Source organism: Geodermatophilus sp. SYSU D00766, from assembly GCF_054049915.1.
Map to the genome: position 1 here is coordinate 139551 of NZ_JBJGYI010000003.1, position 20003 is coordinate 159553.

Sequence of the window (20003 nt, forward strand, 5' to 3'; positions counted from 1 at the left end):
GGTGGGACGCGATTCAGTTGACCCCGCCGTAGCTGTGCAGCCCGGTGGAGACCATGTTCACGTACAGCAGGTTGAACACCATGACGCCGAGGCCGACCACGTTGACCCACGCCGCCGGGCGGCCGCGCCAGCCGGCCGTGGTGCGGGCGTGCAGGTAGGCGGCGTAGACGACCCAGGCGATGAAGGCCCACGTCTCCTTGGGGTCCCAGCCCCAGAAGCGGCCCCAGGCGCTCTCGGCCCAGATCGCGCCGGCGATGACGGCGAAGGTCCAGATCGGGAAGCCGAAGACCGCCGTGCGGTGCGCGACCCGGTCCAGCGTGGCCGCCGACGGCAGCCGGCCGAGCACCCCGCCGTCGGCGGCGCCGCCCCGGGCCTCGTACCGCGAGCGGACCAGGTACAGGACGCTGGCGATGCCGCTGACGAAGAAGATGCCGAAGCCGAGGATCGCCGTGGACACGTGCACGGCCAGCCAGCTCGAGCGCAGGGCGGCCACCAGCGGGCCGCTCTGGACGTAGAGGAACAGCCCGATCGCCACCATGCTGAGCACCACCGGGCCCAGCACGAACAGGCCCAGGTGCCGCAGGCCCGGCGAGCGCACCGCGAACACGAGGTAGGCCACGACGGCGACCAGCACCACCGCGGTGGCGAACTCGTACATGTTGCCCCAGGGCAGCCGGTCGGTGGCCAGCCCGCGGGCGACGAGGACGCCGGCGTGGGTGAGCGCGCCGACGGCGGTGAGCAGCACCGCCACCCGGCCCCAGCGGCGCACCGCCGGCGGGTCGGCGGGCGGCGCGTCGGGGCGGGACGGGCCGGCGGGGGCGCCGGTCGTGGTCGTGCCGGACGCGGCCGCGCCGACGAGCTCGCGCTCCCGGGCCGGACGGCGGCCGAAGGCCAGCTGCGCGCAGAACGCGACGACGGCCAGCGAGTAGAGACCGACGCTGGTCGAGAACAGGGTGTCCGACAGGGCGGACAGCTGGTCGGCACTCACGCGGGTGCGCCTCCGGTCTGCGGTGCGGCCCCGTCGGACGGCGGGGTGCGGGTCGGGGCACGGGCGGCGAGGACCGCCCGCAGGTCGTCGGTGAGGGCCGCGAACCGCGGCGCGCCGTCGCCGCTGCCGCGGGTGAGCGCACCGACGTCCAGCACGGTACCGCCGCCGGGACCGGCGGCGGCGCGGGCGAAGACGCGCTCGCGGCGCAGCAGCAGCATGCCGAGCAGGCCGGCCAGCACCGCGACCGCGGCGCCGAGCACCCACAGCTGGCCGGGGTCGTGGGAGACCTGCACCGCGGCGAACTCCGAGTAGCCGGTGAAGGCCACCGTCGTGCCGTCGGGCAGCGTCATCGACTCCCCGACCGACAGGTTGGCCCGGCCGACCTCGGCCAGCCGGCCGCGCTCGATCTGCGAGGCGTCGAGGGAGTACACCGACTGCGGCAGCCCGGAGTCCAGCCCGAGGTAGCCGCGGAAGGCCACGACGGCGACCTGCGGCGCCAGGGGGCGGGGGTCGATCGAGGTGAGGACGCCGGCCTGCACCAGGCCGGTGGGCGCGAAGAAGCCCTGCAGCGCGAGCTGGTCGTCGGCGCCGGCGCCGAGGTCGGGGAGCTTGAGCGCGCCCTCGCTGGCCATCGTCGACTGCTCGGTGGGCAGGAACGGCGCGGAGACGTCGTCGAAGGTGGTGCCGTCGGGCAGCGTCACGGTGAACCGCGGGCTGAAGCCGTGGCCGGTCACGTACACGCGGTCGCCGTCGACGCGCAGCGGGTCGTTGACGCCGATCGTCGTCGGCCGGCCCTCCTCGCCGGGGGCGCCGTAGGTGACGTCGGCGGTGAACGACGCGGCGGTGAGGTCCTGCTCGTACTCGGCGCGGAAGTCCTCGAGGCCGACGCACAGCGGGGAGAGGTCCCCGCTGTCGACCATCGCACCGGCGGAGTAGGTGTCGTACTGCTGGAACGCGTTGCAGAACCGCTGGCCCTCGGTGACCAGGATGCTGCCCTCGTAGCCCCACAGCTTGCCGCCGGCCAGCCCGAGCAGCAGGGCGACCAGCGCCAGGTGGAACACCAGGTTGCCGGTCTCCTTGAGCAGCCCCTTCTCGGCCGACAGCTCGGCGACCCCCTCGCGCTCGCGGCGCACGACGCGGTAGCGGCGCACCCGCAGCTCTTCCTCGACGGCGTCGAGCGCGGCGGCGGGCGGCAGCGGCGTGGGCAGCTGCGCGGCGTCGGGCAGCCGGGTCAGCCGGCGCGGGGCCGGCGGCGGCGGGGTGCGCAGCGCCCGGGCGTGCTCGAGCGCGCGGGGCAGCACGCAGCCGATGAGCGAGACGAACAGCAGCAGGTAGACCGCGGCGAACCACGGCGAGCTGAAGACGTCGAAGAGGTAGAGCCGGTCGAGCACCGGCGCGAGCGTGGGGTGGTCGGCGAAGTACTGCCCCACCGCGCTCTGCGACAGCGACCGCTGCGGCAGCAGCGAGCCGGGGATGGCGGCGAGCGCGAGCAGGAACAGCAGCACGATCGCCGTGCGCATGGCGGTCAGCCGGCGCCACTGGCGCAGCGCGAAGGCGCCCAGGCGGCGGGCGGCGGAGGGACGCGCGGGAGGCGTCGGCGGGGTCGGCGCGGCCTCGGGCCGCGGCGGGGCGGTCGTGGTCACAGCCCCTCCTCGCTGGCGCTCGCCGGAGCTGCACCCAGCCGTGCTCTGCACCCGTGTGACCTCGCGAGCTCGGTCACAGTGCGGACTCCCCCAGCCCGGTGACGGCCAGCCAGGAGCGCAGCCAGCCCATCATCTCCGTCCACGCGCCGGTGACCAGCAGCAGCCCGACGACCACGAGCACCGCGCCGCCGAAGCGGGTGACGGCGCGGGCGTGCCGGCGCAGGAACGCCGTCGCCCCGACCGCCCAGCGGGCGCCGAGGGCGACCAGCACGAACGGCACGCCCAGGCCCATGCAGTAGGCGACCGACAGCAGCGCGCCGCGGCCGGCGGTCGCCTCGGTGTAGGCCAGCGAGTAGACCGCCGACAGCGTGGGGCCGAGGCACGGCGTCCAGCCCAGCCCGAAGACCACGCCGAGCAGCGGCGCGCCGGCCAGGCCCGCGGCGGGGCGCACCGACAGCCGCGCGGTGCGCTGCAGGAACGGCAGCTTCCCGAGGAACGCCAGGCCGACGACGATGACGACGACGCCCATGACGCGGGTGATGACGTCGTCGTACTGCACGAGCAGCCGGCCCAGCCCGCCGAACGCGGTGCCCACGGCGACGAAGACGGCGGTGAAGCCGAGGACGAACAGCAGCGCGCCGAGCACCATCCGCCCGCGGGGCGAGCGCTCGTCGGTGCGCACGGCGGTGGCCGTGGCTCCCGTGCCCGCGGGGGCCGGGGACGGGGCGCGGGTGCCGCTGCCCACCAGCCCGGTGACGTAGGACAGGTAGCCGGGCACCAGCGGGAGCACGCACGGCGAGGCGAAGCTGACCAGCCCGACCAGCGCGGCCACGGCGGCGGCCACCAGCAGCGGGCCGTCGGTGACCAGCGCGGCGAACTCCTGCCCCACCTCAGCCCTCCCCGAGCAGCGCGTCGAGCACGGCGCGCAGGTCGTCCTGCGCGACCGCCCCGGTGTAGACGGCGGCCACCCGGCCGTCGCGGTCCAGGACGATCGTGGACGGGATCGCGGTCGCGGGGTAGTCCCGGAAGGCGAGCGCGACCTCGCCGGCGGGGTCGTAGAGCGAGGGGAACTCGATGCCCTGGCTGTCGACGAAGGCCTGCGCGAACTGCTCGTCGGCCTCCTTGACGTTGAGCCCGAGGAAGGCCACGCCCTCGTCGCGGACCTCGGTGTAGACCTCCTGGAACTCCGGGGTCTCCACCCGGCAGGGCGGGCACCACGAGCCCCAGAAGTTCAGGACGGCGACCTGCCCGGCGAGCTCCTCGGAGGTCCAGTCCCCGCCGCCGAGCAGCGTGCCGCCGAAGTCGGGGGCCGCCGCCCGCTCGGCGGCCGGGATGACCTCACCGGCCGGGGTCGCGGCGACGAAGCGGTACTCGCCGCCGTTGGTGACGTCGGCCCGGCCCTCGCCGGTCGTGCAGCCGGTGAGGAGGGCGAGCGCCGCAGCTGCGGCGGGCAGCAGGCGCCTCATGCCCCGGGGACCGCGTCGGGGTCGGTGGCGCCGGCGGGCTCGGCGTAGTCGATGCGCGCGACCTTGTCGCCCTCGTAGGTCACCGACGTGACGCTGGCCAGCCCGCACTGCCGGCGGCGCGGGTCGTGGGTGTAGCGGCGGCCCTCCAGGTGCAGCCGCAGGGTCCAGATCGGCAGCTGGTGGCTGACGCAGACGGCGGCCGACCCGCGGGCGGCGTCGCGGGCGGCCTCGACGGCGGCGAGCATCCGGGCGGCGATCTCGACGTACGGCTCGCCCCACGAGGGCCGCACCGGGTTGCGCAGCCGCCACCAGTTCGCCGGCGACCGGAACACCCCGCGCCCGCCGGCGACCCGCAGGCCCTCGAAGGCGTTGCCCGCCTCGATCAGCCGCTCGTCGACGTCGACGGGCAGGTCCAGCGCCTCGGCGACGGGCGCGGCGGTCTGCCGGGCCCGCTCGAGCGGGCTGGACACCAGGAGGGTGACGCCGCGGCCGGTGAGCCACTCGGCGGCCCGCTGCGCCATGGTCTCCCCGGCGGTCGAGAGCCGGTAGCCGGGCAGCCGGCCGTAGAGCACCCCGTCGGGGTTGTGCACCTCGCCGTGGCGCAGCAGGTGGACGACGGTGGTCTCCATCAGGGCTGCAGCTCCTGGGCGTCCTTGGCGTCGGCGTCGGACGGGGCGTCGGCGCGGTCGGCGGCCGCGGCCGCGCGGGCGGCGGCGGGCAGCGCGTCGAGCACCCGCTCGAGCGCCTCGTCGTCGAGCGCGGCGTTGACGAACCACGACTCGAACGCCGACGGCGGCAGGTAGACGCCGCGGGCGAGCATCTCGTGGAAGAACGCGCGGTGGGCAGCGGTGTCCTGGGTGCGGGCGTCGTCGTAGTCGCGCACCCGGCGCTCGTCGGGCACGAAGAAGACCGAGAACATCGACCCGGCCTGCTGCACCCGGTGCGGCACGCCGGCGGCGAACAGCGCCGCGCTGGTGGCGCCGCGCAGGGTGACCGCCACCCGGTCGCAGCGGGCGTAGACGTCGTCGCTGCAGTGCCGCAGCGTGGTGAGCCCGGCGGCGACGGCGACGGGGTTCCCCGCCAGCGTGCCGGCCTGGTAGACGGGGCCGTTGGGCGCGAGCTGCTCCATGAGGTCGGCGCGCCCGCCGAAGGCCGCGGCCGGCAGCCCGCCGCCCATGACCTTGCCGAAGGTGAACAGGTCGGCGTCGACGGGGTCCAGGCCGTACCAGCCCGAGCGGGACACCCGGAAGCCGGTCATGACCTCGTCGAGCAGCAGCAGCGCGCCGTGCTCGGCGGTGATCCGGCGCAGCTGCGCGTTGAAGCCGTCCAGCGGCGGGACGACGCCCATGTTGCCCGGGGCGGCCTCGCTGACCACGACCGCGATGTCCGGACCGTGCTCGGCGAAGACGGCCTCGACGGCGGCGACGTCGTTGTACGGCAGCACGATCGTGTCGGCGGCGGCGCCGGTGGTGACGCCGGGGGTGTCGGGCAGGCCGAGGGTGGCCACGCCCGAGCCGGCGGAGGCCAGCAGCGCGTCGACGTGGCCGTGGTAGCACCCGGCGAACTTGACGACGATCCGGCGGCCGGTGGCGCCGCGGGCCAGCCGCACCGCCGAGAGCACCGCCTCGGTGCCGGAGTTCACCAGCCGCACCCGCTCGACGGGGGCGACGCGGGCGGCGATCTCCTCGGCCAGGTCCAGCTCGCCCTCGGTGGGGGTGCCGAAGGAGAACCCGCGGCGGGCGGCGGCGGTGACCGCCTCGACCACGGCCGGGTGGGCGTGGCCGAGGATCATCGGCCCCCACGAGGCCACCAGGTCCACGTAGCGGCGGCCGTCGGCGTCGGTGAGCCACGGGCCAGAGCCCTGCGCCATGAACCGCGGGGTGCCGCCGACGGCGCGGAAGGCGCGCACCGGCGAGTTGACCCCGCCCGGGGTGACGCGCTTCGCGCGGTCGAACAGGCCGGCGGAGACCGGTGCCGCGTAGTCGTACCGGGTGGTGTCCAGCGAGGTCACGGCCCCAGTGTCCCCCTGTCCCGGGACCGCCCGTCGGGCGCGTGGGGGTCGGCGGCCTGTGACGTGCCACTCGCCGGCACGGCGGCGGGCACGGCGGCGAGCAGCGCCCCGGTCAGCGCGGCGGGGTCGCGGGTCGGCACCAGGACGGTGCGCCCGTCGGTCAGCCGCAGCGGCAGCCCGGTGCGCCCGCGCGGCAGCGACCAGCCGCCGCCGAGCACCGGGGCGCCGGCGTCCACGCCCGCCGTCCCCTCGCGCACGGCGCGCAGGTGGGCGGCGTCGACGTCGGCCAGCGGCACCCGCTCGCGGCCCACGGTCAGCGCGCCGTCCGGTCCCCGGCCCCCGACGCGCACCGTCCACGCGCGGCGGGCGACCGAGCACAGCGCGGCGGCGACGCCGAGGACGACCACCACCGTGAGCGCCCAGACCGGCACCGGCAGGCCCGGGCCGGGCAGCAGGCCGTCGAGCAGGCCGAGGACGGCGAGCGCGGCGGCGGCAAGCCAGACCGGCCGCCGGCTGCCGCCGGGCTCGACGTAGCTCACCGGCGCAGCAGGCGCGCGGCCTCGACCGCCCAGTAGGTGAGCACCTGGCCGGCGCCGGCGCGGCGGATGGCGGTGAGGGTCTCCAGGATGGCGCGCTCGCGGTCGATCCAGCCGTTGCGGGCGGCCGCCTCGACCATCGCGTACTCGCCGCTGACCTGGTAGGCGCTGACCGGGACGTCGACGGCGTCGGCGACCCGCGCCACGACGTCGAGGTAGGGCAGCGCCGGCTTGACCATGACGGCGTCGGCGCCCTCGGCGAGGTCCTGGGCCACCTCGCGCAGCGCCTCGTCGGCGTTGGGCGGGTCCATCTGGTAGGTCGAGCGGTCCCCGAACTGGGGCGCGCCCTCGGCCGCCTCGCGGAACGGGCCGTAGAAGCCCGAGGCGTACTTGGCGGCGTAGGCGAGGATCGGCGTCTCGGTGAACGCGCTGGAGTCCAGGGCCCGGCGGATCGCCGCGACCTGCCCGTCCATCATCCCGCTGGGGGCGATGACGTGGGCGCCGGCCTGGGCCTGCGCGATCGCCACCGCGGCGTAGCGGTCCAGCGTCGGGTCGTTGTCGACGACGCCGGCCGGCGTCACCAGCCCGCAGTGCCCGTGCGAGGTGTACTCGCACAGGCACAGGTCGGCGAGGAGCACCAGCTCGTCGCCGAGGTCCTCGCGCAGCCGGCGCAGCGCGACGTTGACGACCCCGTCGGCGGCGTCGGCCTGCGAGCCGATCTCGTCCTTCTCGGCCGGGACGCCGAACAGGATCAGCCCGCCGATGCCGGCCTCGGCCGCCTCGTGCGCGGCCTTGCGCAGCGAGTCCAGCGTGTGCTGCACGACGCCGGGCATCGAGCCGATGGGCACCGGCTCGTCGATGCCCTCCTTGACGAACACCGGCAGCACGAGGTCGGCCGGGGCCACCCGCGTCTGCGCGGTGAGCCGGCGCAGGGCGGGCGTCGACCGCAGCCGGCGCCCGCGCGCGAAGCCCGGGCTCGACCCGCCCTGCGCCGGGCTCACTGCCCGGCCTCGGCGCGCCGGGCCTCGGCGAACGCGGCCAGCGCGTCGACCAGCGGGGCGACGGCGGCCGTCTCGGGCTGCACGTCGACCCGCAGCCCGAACTCCTGGGCGGTGGCGGCGGTGGCCGGGCCGATCACCGCGACGACGGTCTTGGCGTGCGGCTTGCCGGCGATGCCGACCAGGTTGCGGACGGTGCTCGACGAGGTGAAGCACACCGCGTCGAACCCGCCGCCCTTGATCGCCTCGCGCACCGGCGCCGGCGGCGGCGCGGCCCGCACGGTGCGGTAGGCGGTGACGTCGTCGATCTCCCAGCCGCGCTCGACCAGGCCCGCGGCGAGGGTCTCGGTGGCGATGTCGGCGCGCGGCAGCAGCACCCGGTTGATCGGGTCGAGGACGTCGTCGTACTCGGGGAAGTCGGCCAGCAGGCCCTCGCTGGACTGCGCCCCGGTGGGCACCAGCTCGGGCACGATGCCGAAGGCGCGCACCGCGTCGGCGGTCTGCTCGCCGACGCAGGCGACCTTGACGCCCGCGAAGGCCCGCGCGTCCAGGCCCAGCTCGGCGAACTTCTCCCGGACGGCGCGCACGGCGTTGGCCGACGTGAACACGATCCAGCCGTAGCGGCCGGTGACCAGGCCCTTGATCGCGCGGTCCATCTGGGCGGCGCTGCGCGGCGGCTCGACGGCGATGGTCGGCACCTCGACCGGTACCGCGCCGTAGGCCCGCAGCCGCTCGCTCATCTCGCCGGCCTGGTCCTTGGTGCGGGGCACCAGCACCCGCCAGCCGAACAGCGGCCGGCTCTCCCACCAGGAGAGCTTGCCGCGCTTGTCGACGGCCGAGCCCACGGTGGCCACGACCGCACCGGTGAGGCCGCCGAGGTCGGCGGTCTTCTCGGCGACGGCGCCCAGCTTGGCGACGACGCTCTTCTGCCCGGTGCCCGAGCCGCCCGCGGTCACCACGACCGGGGTGCTGCCGGACAGCCCGCCCTCGACCAGCCGCGCGGCGGCGTCGGGGAGCTGCTCGGCGCCGGCCTGCAGCACCACGGGGGCACCGAGCGTCGCGGCCGCGCCGGCGAGGGCCGGCAGGTCGACGTCGCCGTCACGCAGGTCGGCGGTCAGCGAGGTGCCGCCGAGGGCGACGCCGGCGAACGCCGGGACGGCGGTCGACGGCGCGACGCCGGGGACCACGTCGAAGGGCACCGAGGTGCGGCCGACGGCGAGCACCTCCTTGACGGCGTGCTCGGCGGTGTAGGGGTCACCGGCGACCAGCCGGACGACGACGTCGCCGTTCTTGGCGGCGGCGACGGCGCCCTTGGCGACGTCGGCCGGCTCGCCGCTGACCGGGGTCGGGTCGACCTCCGGGCGGCCGTCGCGGACGGCGTCGACGAGGGCGGCGGGGACGTCCGGGTCGACGAGCACGACCGTGGCCTCGGCCAGTGCGGCCGTGGCCCGGGCGGTGAGCATGCCGGGGTCGCCGGGGCCGGCGCCGACGAAGACGACGCGGCCGGGGGTCTTGCGGAAGCGCGTCATCGCGAGCTCCTGGTCCTTTGCGGGTGTCGAGGCCCTCGGGAGGGCGTGTGCGGGGTCTGGGTGGGGGCCCGGCGGGTCACCGGGCGGCCGCCACGAGCGCGGCGGCGCCGCGGTCGAGCAGGTCGGCGGCGAGCTCGCGGCCGAGTCGTTCGGCGTCGCCGACCGGGCCGGTCACCACGCCGCGGACGCCGTCGCTGCCGTCGAGCGCGGTGACCGAGGCGCGCAGGTACAGCTCGGGGCCGTCCTCGCCCTCGGCGAGCTCGGCGTGCGCGGCGACCGGGGCGCTGCACCCGGCCTCCAGCGCGGCCAGCGTGGTCCGCTCGGCGAGCACGGCGGCGCGGGTGCCGGGGTCGTCGAGCGCGGCCAGCAGCTGCAGGGTGCGCTCGTCGTCGGCGCGGCACTCGACGGCCAGCGCGCCCTGGGCGGGCGCGGGCAGCACCTGCAGCGGGTCGAGCACCTCGGTGACCACGTCGAGCCGGCCCAGCCGGGCCAGGCCCGCGCGGGCGAGGACGACGGCGTCGAGGTCGCCGGGGACCACGCGCGCCATGCGGGTGTCGACGTTGCCGCGGATCGGCACGACCTCCAGGCCCAGGCCGAGGGCGCGCAGCTGCGCGACGCGGCGCGGCGCGCCGGTGCCCACGCGGGCGCCGGGCGGCAGCTCGCCGAGGGTGAGCCGGTCGCGGGCGACCAGCGCGTCGCGCGGGTCCTCCCGCGGCGGGACGGCGGCGATCACCAGGCCGGGCTCGGGCGCGGTGGGCAGGTCCTTGTAGCTGTGCACCGCGACGTCGACGGTGCCCTCGAGCAGCGCCTGGCGGATCGCGGTGACGAACACGCCGGTGCCGCCGAGCTGCGCGATCGCCGCGGCGGAGCGGTCGCCCTCGGTGCTGATGTGCACCAGCTCGACCGGCACGCCGCTGGCGGCGGTGAGCGCGTCGGCGACGGTCTGCGACTGGGTGCGGGCCAGGCGGCTGGCCCGGGTGCCCAGCCGCAGCGTCGCGGTGGTCTGCGCGCTGGTCCGGGGGGTCACGGGGCACCCCCGGGGCGCAGCTCGTCGGGGTCGACGGCGACGGCCTCGGCCAGCCGCGGGCCGTCGGCGGGCACCTCGGCGTCCAGGCCCAGGCCGAACAGCGCGCGCAGGGCGTCGGCGTAGTCGACGCCGCCGGGGGTGCTGGCCAGCTCCTTGACCCGCACGGTCGGCTCGTGCAGCAGCTTGTCGACGACGCGGCGCACGGTGCGGGCGATCTCGTTGCGGGCGCGGGCGTCGAGGTCGGGCAGCCGGGCGGCCAGGCGCAGCAGCTCGGCGTCGACGACCTCGGCGGCCTGGCTGCGCAGCGCGGAGACGGTGGGCGCGACGGCGGCGGCCTGCCGCTCGGCGCGCAGCAGCGCGGTCTCGGCCTCGATGAGCGCGTGCGCGGCGTCGACGTCGTCGGCGGCGACCGGCCCGGTGCCCCCGGTGGCCGACCGCTCCCCCTGCAGCAGCGCGAGGTCGACGACGTGCACGCCGGGCAGCGCCGCCACGCCGGGGTCGACGTCGCGGGGCAGCGCGAGGTCGACGACGGCCAGCGGGCGCCCGGCGCGGCCGGTCATCGCCGCGGCGACGACGTCGGTGCCCACGACCAGGCCGGCGGCGCCGGTGCAGGTGACCACGACGTCGGCGTCGGCGATCGCCGAGCGCAGCTCGGCCATCTCGGCGGTGCCGCCGTCGACGGCGGCGGCCAGGCGGGCCGCGGACTCCGGGGAGCGGCTGGCGACGGTGACCAGCGCGCCGCGGCGCGACAGCGTGCTGGCGGCGAGCGCGCCCATGGAGCCGGCGCCGACGACGAGGGCCGGGCGGCCGGCGAGCGGGCCGACGCGGTCCTCGGCGTGGTCGAGCGAGACGGTGACCAGCGAGGCGCCGGCGCGGTCGATGCCGGTCTCGGAGTGGATGCGCTTGCCCACCCGCAGGGCGTGCTGGGCGACCGGGTGCAGCGACCGGCCGACGGTGCCCTCCTCCTGCGCGAGGGCGTAGGCCGCGCGCAGCTGGCCGAGCACCTGGGTCTCGCCGACGACCATCGAGTCCAGGCCCGCGGCCACGGTGAACAGGTGGGCGACGGCCTGGTCCTCGTAGTGCACGGTCACGTAGGGGGTGAGCTCCTCGACGCCGGCCCCGGACTGGCGGGCCAGCACGCGGCTGACCTCGGCGACGCCGCCGTGGAAGCGGTCGACCTCGGCGAAGACCTCGACCCGGTTGCAGGTGGCCAGGACCAGCGCCTCGCTGACGTGGTCGTTCCCGACGAGCTCGTGCAGCGCCTTGACCTGGTCGTCGCGGGTCATGGCGAACTGCTCGAGCAGCGCGACGGGCGCGGTGCGGTGGCTGATGCCGACGGCGAGCAGGCTCATGCCATCCCCCCGGCGGGGGCGAGGGCCTCCAGCGGGGCGCCGGGGACGGCGCCGCGCTGCTTGTCGAGGAAGGCCAGGACCTGCAGCTCGACGGAGAGGTCGACCTGGCGGACGTCGACCCCCGCCGGCGCGGTGAGCGTGACCGGCGCGAAGTTCAAGATGCTCCTCACCCCGGCCGCGGTGAGCCGGTCGGCGACGCCCTGGGCCACCTCGGCGGGGGTCGCGATGACCCCGATCGTCGCCCCGGTGGCGGTCACGACCTCCTCGAGCTCGGTCTCCGGCCGCACCGGCAGGCCGCCGATCCGCTGGCCCACCCGGGCCGGGGAGGCGTCGAAGAGGCCGACGAACTCGAAGCCGCGGGTGCCGAACCCGCCGTAGCCGGCCAGTGCCGCGCCGAGGTTGCCGATACCGACCAGGACGCACGCGTGGGCGGTCTCCATGCCGAGCACGGTCGCGATGCGGTCGCGCAGGGTGGCGACCTCGTAGCCGACGCCGCGGGTGCCGCAGGGGCCGAGGTGGGAGAGGTCCTTGCGCAGGCCGGCCGGGTTGACGCCGGCCGCCGAGGCCAGCTCGCCGGAGGAGACGGTGCCGCGACCGGTGTCGGCGAGGCCGCCGAGCACCCGCAGGTACACGGCCAGCCGGGCGACGGTGGCCTCCGGGATCCGGGGCCGCGACTGCATCACGGGCCTACTCCACAGCGGTCGCGCCCGGGCGACGGCGGGAGCCGAGGAGGGCGGGCGACATCGGGGATCCGGGCGGTCGGCCGCCCGGCGACCCCCACGGTAACCGCTTGTGAACGCGCGAACAAAGTCGCAGGCAGCCCGACGGGGCCCGGGCCTGCGCGGATGCGCGCCGCTGTGTCCGACACCATACGAGGACCCCGCGTCCCCCACGCCTCGCCGGCTCGGCGCGGGCCCCTGACGCGGGGCCGTTCCAGCCGGTCGCCGGGTGGATCAGCCGGTGCCGAGGTCGCGGCGCAGGCGGGGCACGTCGACGGTGAAGTAGGAGTGCTCGCGGCCGTCGAGCAGCACCACCGGCACCCGGTCGCCGTACTCGGCCTGCAGCTCCGGGTCGGCGTCGACGTCGACCTCACGGCTGGCGACGCCGGCCTCCGCGGCGATCCGCGCCAGCGTCTCGGAGGCCGCGACGCACAGGTGGCAGCCGGCGCGGGTGAGCAGCTCCAGCCGCGGCGCCGGCTCAGCCACCGGACACCTCCGCCGGTCCGGCCCCGTCGAGGGTCAGGCCGAGCTCGCGCAGCCGCGCCCGGCTCACCTTCCCGGTCAGCGAGTGCGGCAGCGCCGGCCGGACGACCACCGACGAGGGCACCTTGTAGCGGGCCAGCGACGCGGCGGCGTGCGTGCGCAGCTCCGCGGTGTCCACCTCCGCGCCCGGGGCGGGCACCACGACCGCGACGACGGCGGCGCCGGTGCGCGGGTCGGGCACGCCGATGACCGCGCTCTCGGCGACGGCGGGGTGGGCGTCGAGGACCCGCTCCACCTCCGCCGGGTAGACGTTGAAGCCGTTGACCAGCACGAGGTCGCTGCGGCGGTCGAGCAGGTGCAGGTCGCCGTCGGCGTCGCGGTACGCGAGGTCGCCGGTGGCCAGCCAGCCGTCGGCGTCCGGCCCGTCCGCGCCGTCGGGCCAGAAGCCGGAGAAGAGGTTGGGGCCGCGCACCCACAGCTCCCCCGGCCCCTCGCCGGCGTCCCCGCCGCCACCGTCGCCGGTCTCCCGCAGCGCCACCTCGACGCCGGGCAGCGGGCCGCCGATGCACGCCGGCTTGGCCCGGCCGGTGGCCAGCGTGCTGGCCACGACGGGACCGGCCTCGGTGAGGCCGTAGCCCTCCCAGACCTGCAGGCCGGCACGGTCGCGCACCGCCCGCCAGGTCGCCTCCGGCAGCGGCGCGGCCCCGGAGGAGGCGGTGCGCACCGAGGCGAGGGCGCGGCGCAGGCCGGCGTCACCGCCCTCGGCGTCGGCGACGGCGAGCCAGGCCTGGTACAGCGGCGGCGCGCCGGGGACGGCAGTGACCCGCTCGCGCTCCACGACGGCGAGCGTGGCGCGCGGGTCGAAGGCCGGCACGAGCACCGCGCAGGCCCCGGTGGCCGCGACCAGGCCGAAGCCGGCGTTGAGGCCGTAGACGTGGAACAGCGGCAGGACCACCAGCACGCGGTCGTCGGGGCGCACCGGCGGCGGGTCCAGCGCCAGGCACTGCCGCTGGTTGGCCCGCAGGGCGCCGGCGGTGAGGATCGCGCCGCGGGGCCGGCCGGTGGTGCCGCTGGTGTAGGCGAGGAGGGCCGGCGCGGCGGGGTCGTCGTCGTCCGGGGGTGGCGGGCCGTCGGCCTCGGGTGGGCCGGCCACGACGGGCACCCCGGCCAGCGGCTCCCGGGCGGCGGCCGCCACGAGCAGCGCCGCGCCGGAGTCGCGCAGCACGTGCTCGAGCTCGGGGTCGGTGTAGGCGGTGTTGACGGGGACCACGACCAGGCCGGCGCGCAGCGCGCCGAGCGCCGCGCGCAGCCAGTCGACGCCGTTGGGCAGCTGCACGGCCACCCGGTCCCCGCGGGTGAGGCCGCGCGCGGCCAGGCCGGCCGCGGTCCGGTCGACGAGGGCGTCGAGCTCGGCCCAGGTGAGCCGGGTGCCGCCGTCGACGACGGCCGGGGCGTCGGGGCGGCCGACGGCCGCGGCGCGCACCAGCGCAGCGAGCCCCGTCGGGGCCGCGGCCCCGGCTCCGGAGTCCGGATCGGGCCCTGTCACGGGCACCTCCTGGCAGGTGGGCGGGTCCCCGCGATGCTGTCACCGCGGCTGCCGGCCCGCAGCACCCGCGACCGGCGGTCTCCCCCGCACGGGTGCGGATAGGGTCGGGCGGGCCGCCCGCGCGGCGGGCCACTGCGACCAGGGGGGTGCCCGTGCCGGGACTGCCGTTCCGGCGTCGTCGGGGCGAGGACGCCGGGGCGCCGTCGGAGGAGGAGATCCGCGCGCACGTCGCGGGTCTGGCGTCGGCCGCGGCCGCCGAGGTCGAGCCGGTGCCGGTCGTCGTCGCCGACCGCACCGCCGCCGCGTTCTTCGACGTCGACAACACGATGATGATGGGCGCCTCGCTGTTCTGGTTCGCCCGCGGCCTGGCCTCCCGCAAGTACCTGAGCTCCCGCGACATCGCGCGGTTCGCCTGGCAGCAGGCCAAGTTCCGCGTCGCCGGCAACGAGAGCGCCGGCGACATGCACAACATCCGCGAGAACGCGCTGGCCTTCGTCGCCGGCCGCGAGGTCGAGGAGATCACGCAGGCCGGCGAGGAGATCTACGACGAGCTCATGGCCGACCGGATCTGGTCGGGCACCCGCAACCTCGCCCAGCAGCACCTCGACGCCGGGCAGCGGGTGTGGCTGGTCACCGCGACCCCGGTGGAGCTGGCGCGGATCATCGCCCACCGACTGGGGCTGACCGGGGCGCTGGGCACCGTGGCCGAGGTCGTCGACGGCCGCTACACCGGGCGGCTGGTCGGGGAGCTCATGCACGGGGAGGCGAAGGCCGAGGCGGTCCGGGCGCTGGCCGAGCGCGAGGGGCTGGACCTGTCGCGCTGCACCGCCTACAGCGACTCGGCCAACGACCTGCCGATGCTCTCCCTCACCGGCACGTCGATCGCCGTCAACCCCGACACCGAGCTGCGCGCCGTCGCCCGCTCGCGCGGGTGGACCGTCCGCGACTTCCGCACCGGCCGCAAGGCGGCGCGCATCGGCGTCCCGACGGTCGCCGCGGCCGCCCTGACCGGTGGGGTGGTCGGCGGCGCGGTCGCCCTCCGCCGTCGCAACTCCTGGCCGTGGTGAGCTGCTGGAACGGCCCTCGTCAGGGGCCCGCGCCGAGCGAGCGAGGCGTGGGGGGACGAGGGTCCTTCCTCAGCTGAAGACGGAGGAGCGCTGCAGCAGCAGCTGGTAGATCGACTGCTGGATGGTCTCGCGGACCTGGTCGGTCAGGTTGAACACCAGCATCGGGTCCTCGGCCGCCGCGGGCCCGTAGGACGCCGTCTCGATGGGGGTGCCGAAGGCGATGAGCCACTTCGACGGCAGCGGCACCAGCCCGAGCGGGCCCAGCGCGGGGAAGGTCGGCGTCACCGGGAAGTAGGGCAGTCCCAGCAGTCGGGCCAGCGTCCGCGCGTTGCCGATCATCGGGTAGATCTCCTCGGCGCCGACGATGGCGCACGGGACGATCGGCTTGCCGGTGCGCAGTGCCGCCGTGACGAAACCCCCGCGGCCGAACCGCTGCAGGGTGTACCGCTCGCGGAACGGCTTGCCGATCCCCTTGAACCCCTCGGGGAAGACGCCGACCAGCTCGTCACCGCACAGCAGCCGCTCGGCGTCCTCGGTGCAGGCCAGCGTGGCGCCGAACTTGCGGGCCAGGGAGCCGACGGCGGGCAGCTCGAAGACGAGGTCGGCACCGAGCAGCCGGAAGCGCCGCTGCGCCGGGTGGTCGTCGTGCAGCGCCACGGTGGTCATCAGCGCGTCGACCGGGACGGTGCCGGAGTGGTTGGCCACGACCAGCGCGCCGCCGGTGGTGGGCACGTTCTCCACGCCGTGGGTCTCCACCCGGAACCAGCGGTAGAACAGCGGGCGCAGCAGCGGCAGCAGCACGTGGTCGGTGAGGTCGGGGTCGAAGCCGAACTCGTCGGTCTCGTACTCGCCGGTCAGCCGGCGGCGGAGGAACTCCAGGCCACCGGCGACCTGTTCGTCCCAGCTCGGGTCGCCCGGCGGCGGGACGTGCGGCTGCTCGTCGTCGGGACGCAGCGGGATGACGCGCGCCTCAGGCATCGCGCACCGCCCGCAGTCCCGGCGAGGCCGGCGCCGGGCGCAGCCGGCCGTGCACGGTCGTGCCCACCGAGGAGGCGACCGAGCCGGCGCGGGAGACGACCTGCTGGGCCCGCGTGGTGGCGTCGGCGACCAGACCGGGCGGCACCACCGGGGGGACGGTGCGCGCGAAGTCGGCCAGGGCCTCGGCGGTGGTGTAGCGGGGTGTGTAGCCGAACTCGGTGCGCAGCACCGTGGTGTCGACGACGCGGCCGAAGTTGAGGAAGCGCATCTGCTCGGGTGAGTAGTCGACGCCGCCGAAGCGCCGGGTGAGCCGGCCCAGCGACCCCAGCGCCGGCGAGGGCACCGGCAGCTGCAGCCGCCCCAGCCGGCGGATGACCTGCGACAGCAGCAACGTGCCCTCTCCCCCGACGTTGACCGTTCCGGTGAACCCGCCGGTGGTGGCGCGGGTCAGCACGCCCAGGGCGTCGTCCTCGTGCAGCAGCTGGACGCGCGCGTCGTAGCCGAGCGCCGTGGGGACCACCGGCATGCGCAGGAACCCGGTCATCACCGAGTCGATGCCCGGGCCGATGAAGTTGGTGAACCGCAGGACGGCGACCCCGACGTCGGGACGGCGGCGCGAGAAGGACCGCACGTAGCCCTCGATGTCGAGGCTGTCCTTGGCGAAGCCGCCCGAGGGCACCCGGCGGGCCTGCATGGCCTCGGTGAAGACGGCCGGGTCGCGCGGCGAGGCGCCGTAGACGGCGCTGGTCGACTTGAGCACGAGCCGGCGCACCGACGGCGCCCGCTGGCAGGCGGCGAGGAGCTGCATCGTCCCGATGACGTTGAGCTCCTTCATCGGCCCCCGCCCGCCGGACCCGGCGGGGGTGGAGCTGATGTTCATGTGCACGACCGTGTCGACGGCCGCGGTGCTGATGACCTTGCCGATCAGCGGGTTGCGGATGTCGGCCCGCACGAACTCGGTGCGGCCGAGGCGGCGCAGCGACTCCGCCGACGGGGGGACGGTGTCGACCCCGATGACCCGGTCGATGGCCGGGTCGCGAGCGAGCTCGGCCGCCAGCGCACCACCGAGCCACCGGCTGACACCGGTGACCAGGACGACCGCGGGCGGCACGAGCCTCAGCTCACTTCTTGTTGCGACGCTGCACGCGGGTCTTCTTCAGCAGCTTGCGGTGCTTCTTCTTCGCCATCCGCTTGCGGCGCTTCTTGATGACCGAACCCATGTCCTGCTCCCGACGTCGTGGCCGCGGGGCGTCGGCCGGTGACCGCAGGGGTCGGAACCGGACGCCACGCGAGTGTGGATCAGCTCGTGTGCGACGGCTCCGGCCGGGGCCGGGGTTGTCGCTCGGCGCCCGAGCCTACCCGGCGCCCCCGCGGCGGCGTTGCCGCGGGAACCGGGCCGGACGGATCCCACCCGCGGAGCGGGATGGGGGCGTTGTCGCGCCGAGCGGGCCCGGAGGGGTCCGCACCGGCATGGCGACGGATGGAACGGCCTCGCTGCAGGATCCCGCCGCGAGCCTGGTGACGAGATGGAACGGCCCGACCGCAGGGTCCCGCTGCGAGCTCGCGAGCAGTGGGGGGCGGTCGGGTCCTTCAATCAGGCGATGTCGGTGTAGGCGTCGCGCAGGTAGTCCTGGACGGCGCGCTCGGGCACGCGGAAGGAGCGGCCGACGCGGACGGCGGAGAGCTCGCCGGCGTGGACGAGGCGGTACACGGTCATCTTGGAGACGCGCATCATGCTGGCGACCTCGGCGACGGTCAGGAAGGTGACCGCGGCGCGCGGCTGGGGGACGACCGGGCGGCCGACCGGCACGGCGGCGGGGTGCTGGGGGCCCACGGGGCGGGCCACGGCGGCGGCCGGGATCGGGCGGGCCATCGGGCGCGGGCCGGGGACGGCCGGGCGGACGTAGGCGGCGGTGCTGCGCTGGGGCATGGTCATCTCAAGTCTCCGGACCTAGCACGAGTCGAGCGTCGGCTTCCCCACCGACTACGGGACTCACACGTGCTGATACAGAGAGTAGGGGGACCCGCGTGACAGAAGCGATGGAAGAAACGAACATGCGGAACGGTCCGTCCTCGTCAGAACTACACCTGTGCAACTCGCTTCACAGCCGTGTCGGCGCGTCGACGGAGAGATGTGTCGACACGACTACGCAGCGTCCAACCTCGGTGGGCTGAGCGGGGGTAGGTTCACCGGCTCCCGTCGGCCCGGCCGAGTTCGACCGACCGCTGCGCCGCCGCCTCGATGGCCGCGATCAGCGCGGAGCGGACCGAGTGGCGCTCCAGCTCGCGGATGCCGGCGATCGTCGTCCCGCCGGGACTGCTGACGGCGTCGCGCAGCTGGGCCGGGTGCTCACCGGACTCGCGCAGCATCACCGCCGCCCCCAGCGCCGTCTGCACGACCAGCTCGCTGGTCAGCGCCCGGGGCAGGCCGAGGAGCACGCCGGCGTCGACCATCGCCTCCACCAGGTAGAAGAAGTAGGCCGGGCCGCTGCCCGACAGCGCCGTCACCGCGTCCTGCTGGTACTCCGGCACCCGCGCCACCCGGCCCACCGTCGACAGCAGCGCCTCGGCCTCGTCGAGCTCGGCGTCCCCGGCCGACGCCCCGGCCGACAGCACGCTCATCCCCTGGTCGACCAGCGCCGGGGTGTTGGGCATGACCCGCACGACCGGCACCCCCGGCGGCAGTGCCGCCTCGATCGCCGCGGTCGGGAAGCCGGCGGCGATGCTCACCACCAGGTGGCCGGGGTCGACCGACGGCGCGAGCTGCTGCAGCAGCCCCGGCAGGTCCTGCGGCTTGACCGCGAGCAGCAGCACCCGCGCCCGCGCGGCGGCCTCGGCGACGTCGACGACGTCGACGCCGTAGCGCGCGGCGAGCTCGGCGCCGCGCTCCGAGTGCCGTTCGGAGACGACGACGCCGTCGGGACCCGACCGCCGCACCAGCCCGGCCAACAGCGCCTCGCCCATCTTGCCGCCGCCGAGGACCGCCAGACCCCGTCGCCCGTCCATCGCCCGCTCCCGCCTGTCGAGGTACCCGGTCCGGACCGTAGTGCTCGGGCGTGTGCTGCCCCGGGGGCACGGGTAGCCGCGCCCGCATGGCTGGAGACCTGGACGGGATGAAGGTGGCCGTGCTCGCGACCGACGGCGTCGAGCAGGTGGAGCTCGAGCGGCCGTGGCAGGCGCTGGAGGAGGCCGGTGCCGAGCCGGAGCTCGTGTCGCTGGAGGGCGGCACGATCACCGCCTACCAGCACATCGACGCGGGCGACCGCAAGAAGGTCGACACGACGGTCGGCGCCGCCGACCCCGACGGCTACGCCGCACTCGTCCTGCCCGGTGGTGTCATCAACGGCGACTTCGTCCGGGCCGACGCCGACGCCGTCGCGTTCGTGGCGGCGTTCTTCGAGGCGGGCAAGCCGGTGGCGGCGATCTGCCACGCGCCGTGGGTGCTCGTGGAGGCCGACGTGGTCCGGGGACGGCGGATGACCTCGTGGCCCTCGCTGCAGACCGACCTGCGCAACGCCGGCGCGACGTGGGTGGACGAGGAGGTCGTCGTCGACGGCACCCTGGTGACCAGCCGCAACCCCGACGACCTCGACGCGTTCTGCGCCGCGCTCGTCGAGCGCTTCGCCCGGGCCACCGAGGACGACGCCGACGACGAGTGAG

General features: G+C 76.3%; 21 protein-coding genes. 2 read left to right on the plus strand and 19 right to left on the minus strand.

Annotated features, from left to right (window positions below; all coding sequences use genetic code 11):
• Positions 1–13 precede the first annotated feature (13 nt).
• The 14 genes from ccsB to ACI8AD_RS04310 form a co-directional block, all read right to left on the minus strand.
• Entirely contained in the window at positions 14–988 is a 975-nt protein-coding gene (ccsB, locus tag ACI8AD_RS04245; RefSeq protein ID WP_456869287.1) for a c-type cytochrome biogenesis protein CcsB, read from the minus strand.
• Positions 985–2631: a cytochrome c biogenesis protein ResB gene (gene resB / locus ACI8AD_RS04250; protein WP_456869288.1), complete on the minus strand. Its 1647-nt coding sequence runs from the start codon at positions 2629–2631 to the stop codon at positions 985–987. Before resB ends, ccsB begins: the two co-directional genes overlap by 4 nt.
• A 73-nt stretch (positions 2632–2704) precedes the next feature.
• Positions 2705–3520 (minus strand): cytochrome c biogenesis CcdA family protein, encoded by an 816-nt coding sequence (locus tag ACI8AD_RS04255; RefSeq protein ID WP_456869289.1) that lies wholly within the window; start codon positions 3518–3520, stop codon positions 2705–2707.
• Between the two features lies 1 nt (position 3521).
• Positions 3522–4097 (minus strand): TlpA family protein disulfide reductase, encoded by a 576-nt coding sequence (locus ACI8AD_RS04260; protein ID WP_456869290.1) that lies wholly within the window; start codon positions 4095–4097, stop codon positions 3522–3524.
• Positions 4094–4726: a histidine phosphatase family protein gene (locus ACI8AD_RS04265; protein ID WP_456869291.1), complete on the minus strand. Its 633-nt coding sequence runs from the start codon at positions 4724–4726 to the stop codon at positions 4094–4096. The genes ACI8AD_RS04260 and ACI8AD_RS04265 overlap by 4 nt, the downstream gene beginning before the upstream one ends.
• The gene (gene hemL / locus ACI8AD_RS04270) at positions 4726–6108 is read right to left on the minus strand and encodes a glutamate-1-semialdehyde 2,1-aminomutase (protein ID WP_456869292.1); all 1383 of its coding nucleotides are present in this window, start codon (positions 6106–6108) and stop codon (positions 4726–4728) included. Before hemL ends, ACI8AD_RS04265 begins: the two co-directional genes overlap by 1 nt.
• Positions 6105–6647: a hypothetical protein gene (locus ACI8AD_RS04275; RefSeq protein ID WP_456869293.1), complete on the minus strand. Its 543-nt coding sequence runs from the start codon at positions 6645–6647 to the stop codon at positions 6105–6107. Before ACI8AD_RS04275 ends, hemL begins: the two co-directional genes overlap by 4 nt.
• On the minus strand, positions 6644–7645 hold the full coding sequence (gene hemB / locus ACI8AD_RS04280) for a porphobilinogen synthase (protein ID WP_456869294.1): 1002 nt from the start codon (positions 7643–7645) through the stop codon (positions 6644–6646). Before hemB ends, ACI8AD_RS04275 begins: the two co-directional genes overlap by 4 nt.
• On the minus strand, positions 7642–9171 hold the full coding sequence (locus tag ACI8AD_RS04285) for a uroporphyrinogen-III synthase (protein ID WP_456869295.1): 1530 nt from the start codon (positions 9169–9171) through the stop codon (positions 7642–7644). The genes hemB and ACI8AD_RS04285 overlap by 4 nt, the downstream gene beginning before the upstream one ends.
• Positions 9172–9247: 76 nt before the next feature.
• Positions 9248–10198 (minus strand): hydroxymethylbilane synthase, encoded by a 951-nt coding sequence (gene hemC / locus ACI8AD_RS04290; protein ID WP_456869296.1) that lies wholly within the window; start codon positions 10196–10198, stop codon positions 9248–9250.
• Positions 10195–11550 (minus strand): glutamyl-tRNA reductase, encoded by a 1356-nt coding sequence (locus tag ACI8AD_RS04295; RefSeq protein WP_456869297.1) that lies wholly within the window; start codon positions 11548–11550, stop codon positions 10195–10197. Before ACI8AD_RS04295 ends, hemC begins: the two co-directional genes overlap by 4 nt.
• Entirely contained in the window at positions 11547–12230 is a 684-nt protein-coding gene (locus tag ACI8AD_RS04300; RefSeq protein ID WP_456869298.1) for a redox-sensing transcriptional repressor Rex, read from the minus strand. The genes ACI8AD_RS04295 and ACI8AD_RS04300 overlap by 4 nt, the downstream gene beginning before the upstream one ends.
• Before the next feature lie 273 nt (positions 12231–12503).
• Entirely contained in the window at positions 12504–12755 is a 252-nt protein-coding gene (locus ACI8AD_RS04305; protein WP_456869299.1) for a glutaredoxin family protein, read from the minus strand.
• The gene (locus ACI8AD_RS04310; RefSeq protein ID WP_456869300.1) at positions 12748–14298 is read right to left on the minus strand and encodes a class I adenylate-forming enzyme family protein; all 1551 of its coding nucleotides are present in this window, start codon (positions 14296–14298) and stop codon (positions 12748–12750) included. The genes ACI8AD_RS04305 and ACI8AD_RS04310 overlap by 8 nt, the downstream gene beginning before the upstream one ends.
• A 152-nt stretch (positions 14299–14450) precedes the next feature.
• Between ACI8AD_RS04310 and ACI8AD_RS04315 the strand changes: the two genes are divergently transcribed.
• Complete coding sequence (locus ACI8AD_RS04315) at positions 14451–15365, plus strand: HAD family hydrolase (RefSeq protein WP_456869301.1); 915 nt, start codon at positions 14451–14453, stop codon at positions 15363–15365.
• Positions 15366–15434: 69 nt separating this feature from the next.
• Here the strand turns inward: ACI8AD_RS04315 and ACI8AD_RS04320 are convergent, their stop codons facing one another.
• From ACI8AD_RS04320 to proC, 5 genes are all read right to left on the minus strand, one after another.
• Entirely contained in the window at positions 15435–16343 is a 909-nt protein-coding gene (locus ACI8AD_RS04320) for a lysophospholipid acyltransferase family protein (protein WP_456869302.1), read from the minus strand.
• Positions 16336–17454 (minus strand): NAD-dependent epimerase/dehydratase family protein, encoded by a 1119-nt coding sequence (locus ACI8AD_RS04325; RefSeq protein WP_456869303.1) that lies wholly within the window; start codon positions 17452–17454, stop codon positions 16336–16338. Before ACI8AD_RS04325 ends, ACI8AD_RS04320 begins: the two co-directional genes overlap by 8 nt.
• Before the next feature lie 10 nt (positions 17455–17464).
• Positions 17465–17563 carry a 30S ribosomal protein bS22 gene (locus tag ACI8AD_RS04330; RefSeq protein WP_012854759.1) on the minus strand — a complete coding sequence of 33 codons (99 nt, stop codon included), beginning with the start codon at positions 17561–17563 and terminating at the stop codon, positions 17465–17467.
• Positions 17564–17937: 374 nt separating this feature from the next.
• Positions 17938–18279, minus strand: a complete 342-nt coding sequence (locus tag ACI8AD_RS04335) for a helix-turn-helix domain-containing protein (RefSeq protein ID WP_245816896.1) — start codon at positions 18277–18279, stop codon at positions 17938–17940.
• A 251-nt stretch (positions 18280–18530) separates the two neighbouring features.
• Entirely contained in the window at positions 18531–19349 is an 819-nt protein-coding gene (gene proC, locus ACI8AD_RS04340) for a pyrroline-5-carboxylate reductase (protein WP_456869304.1), read from the minus strand.
• Between the two features lie 86 nt (positions 19350–19435).
• Here proC and ACI8AD_RS04345 point away from each other — a divergent pair, with 86 nt between their 5' ends.
• A complete protein-coding gene (locus tag ACI8AD_RS04345) occupies positions 19436–20002 on the plus strand; it encodes a type 1 glutamine amidotransferase domain-containing protein (RefSeq protein WP_456869305.1) in 567 nt (188 codons plus the stop codon).
• Position 20003 lies beyond the last annotated feature (1 nt).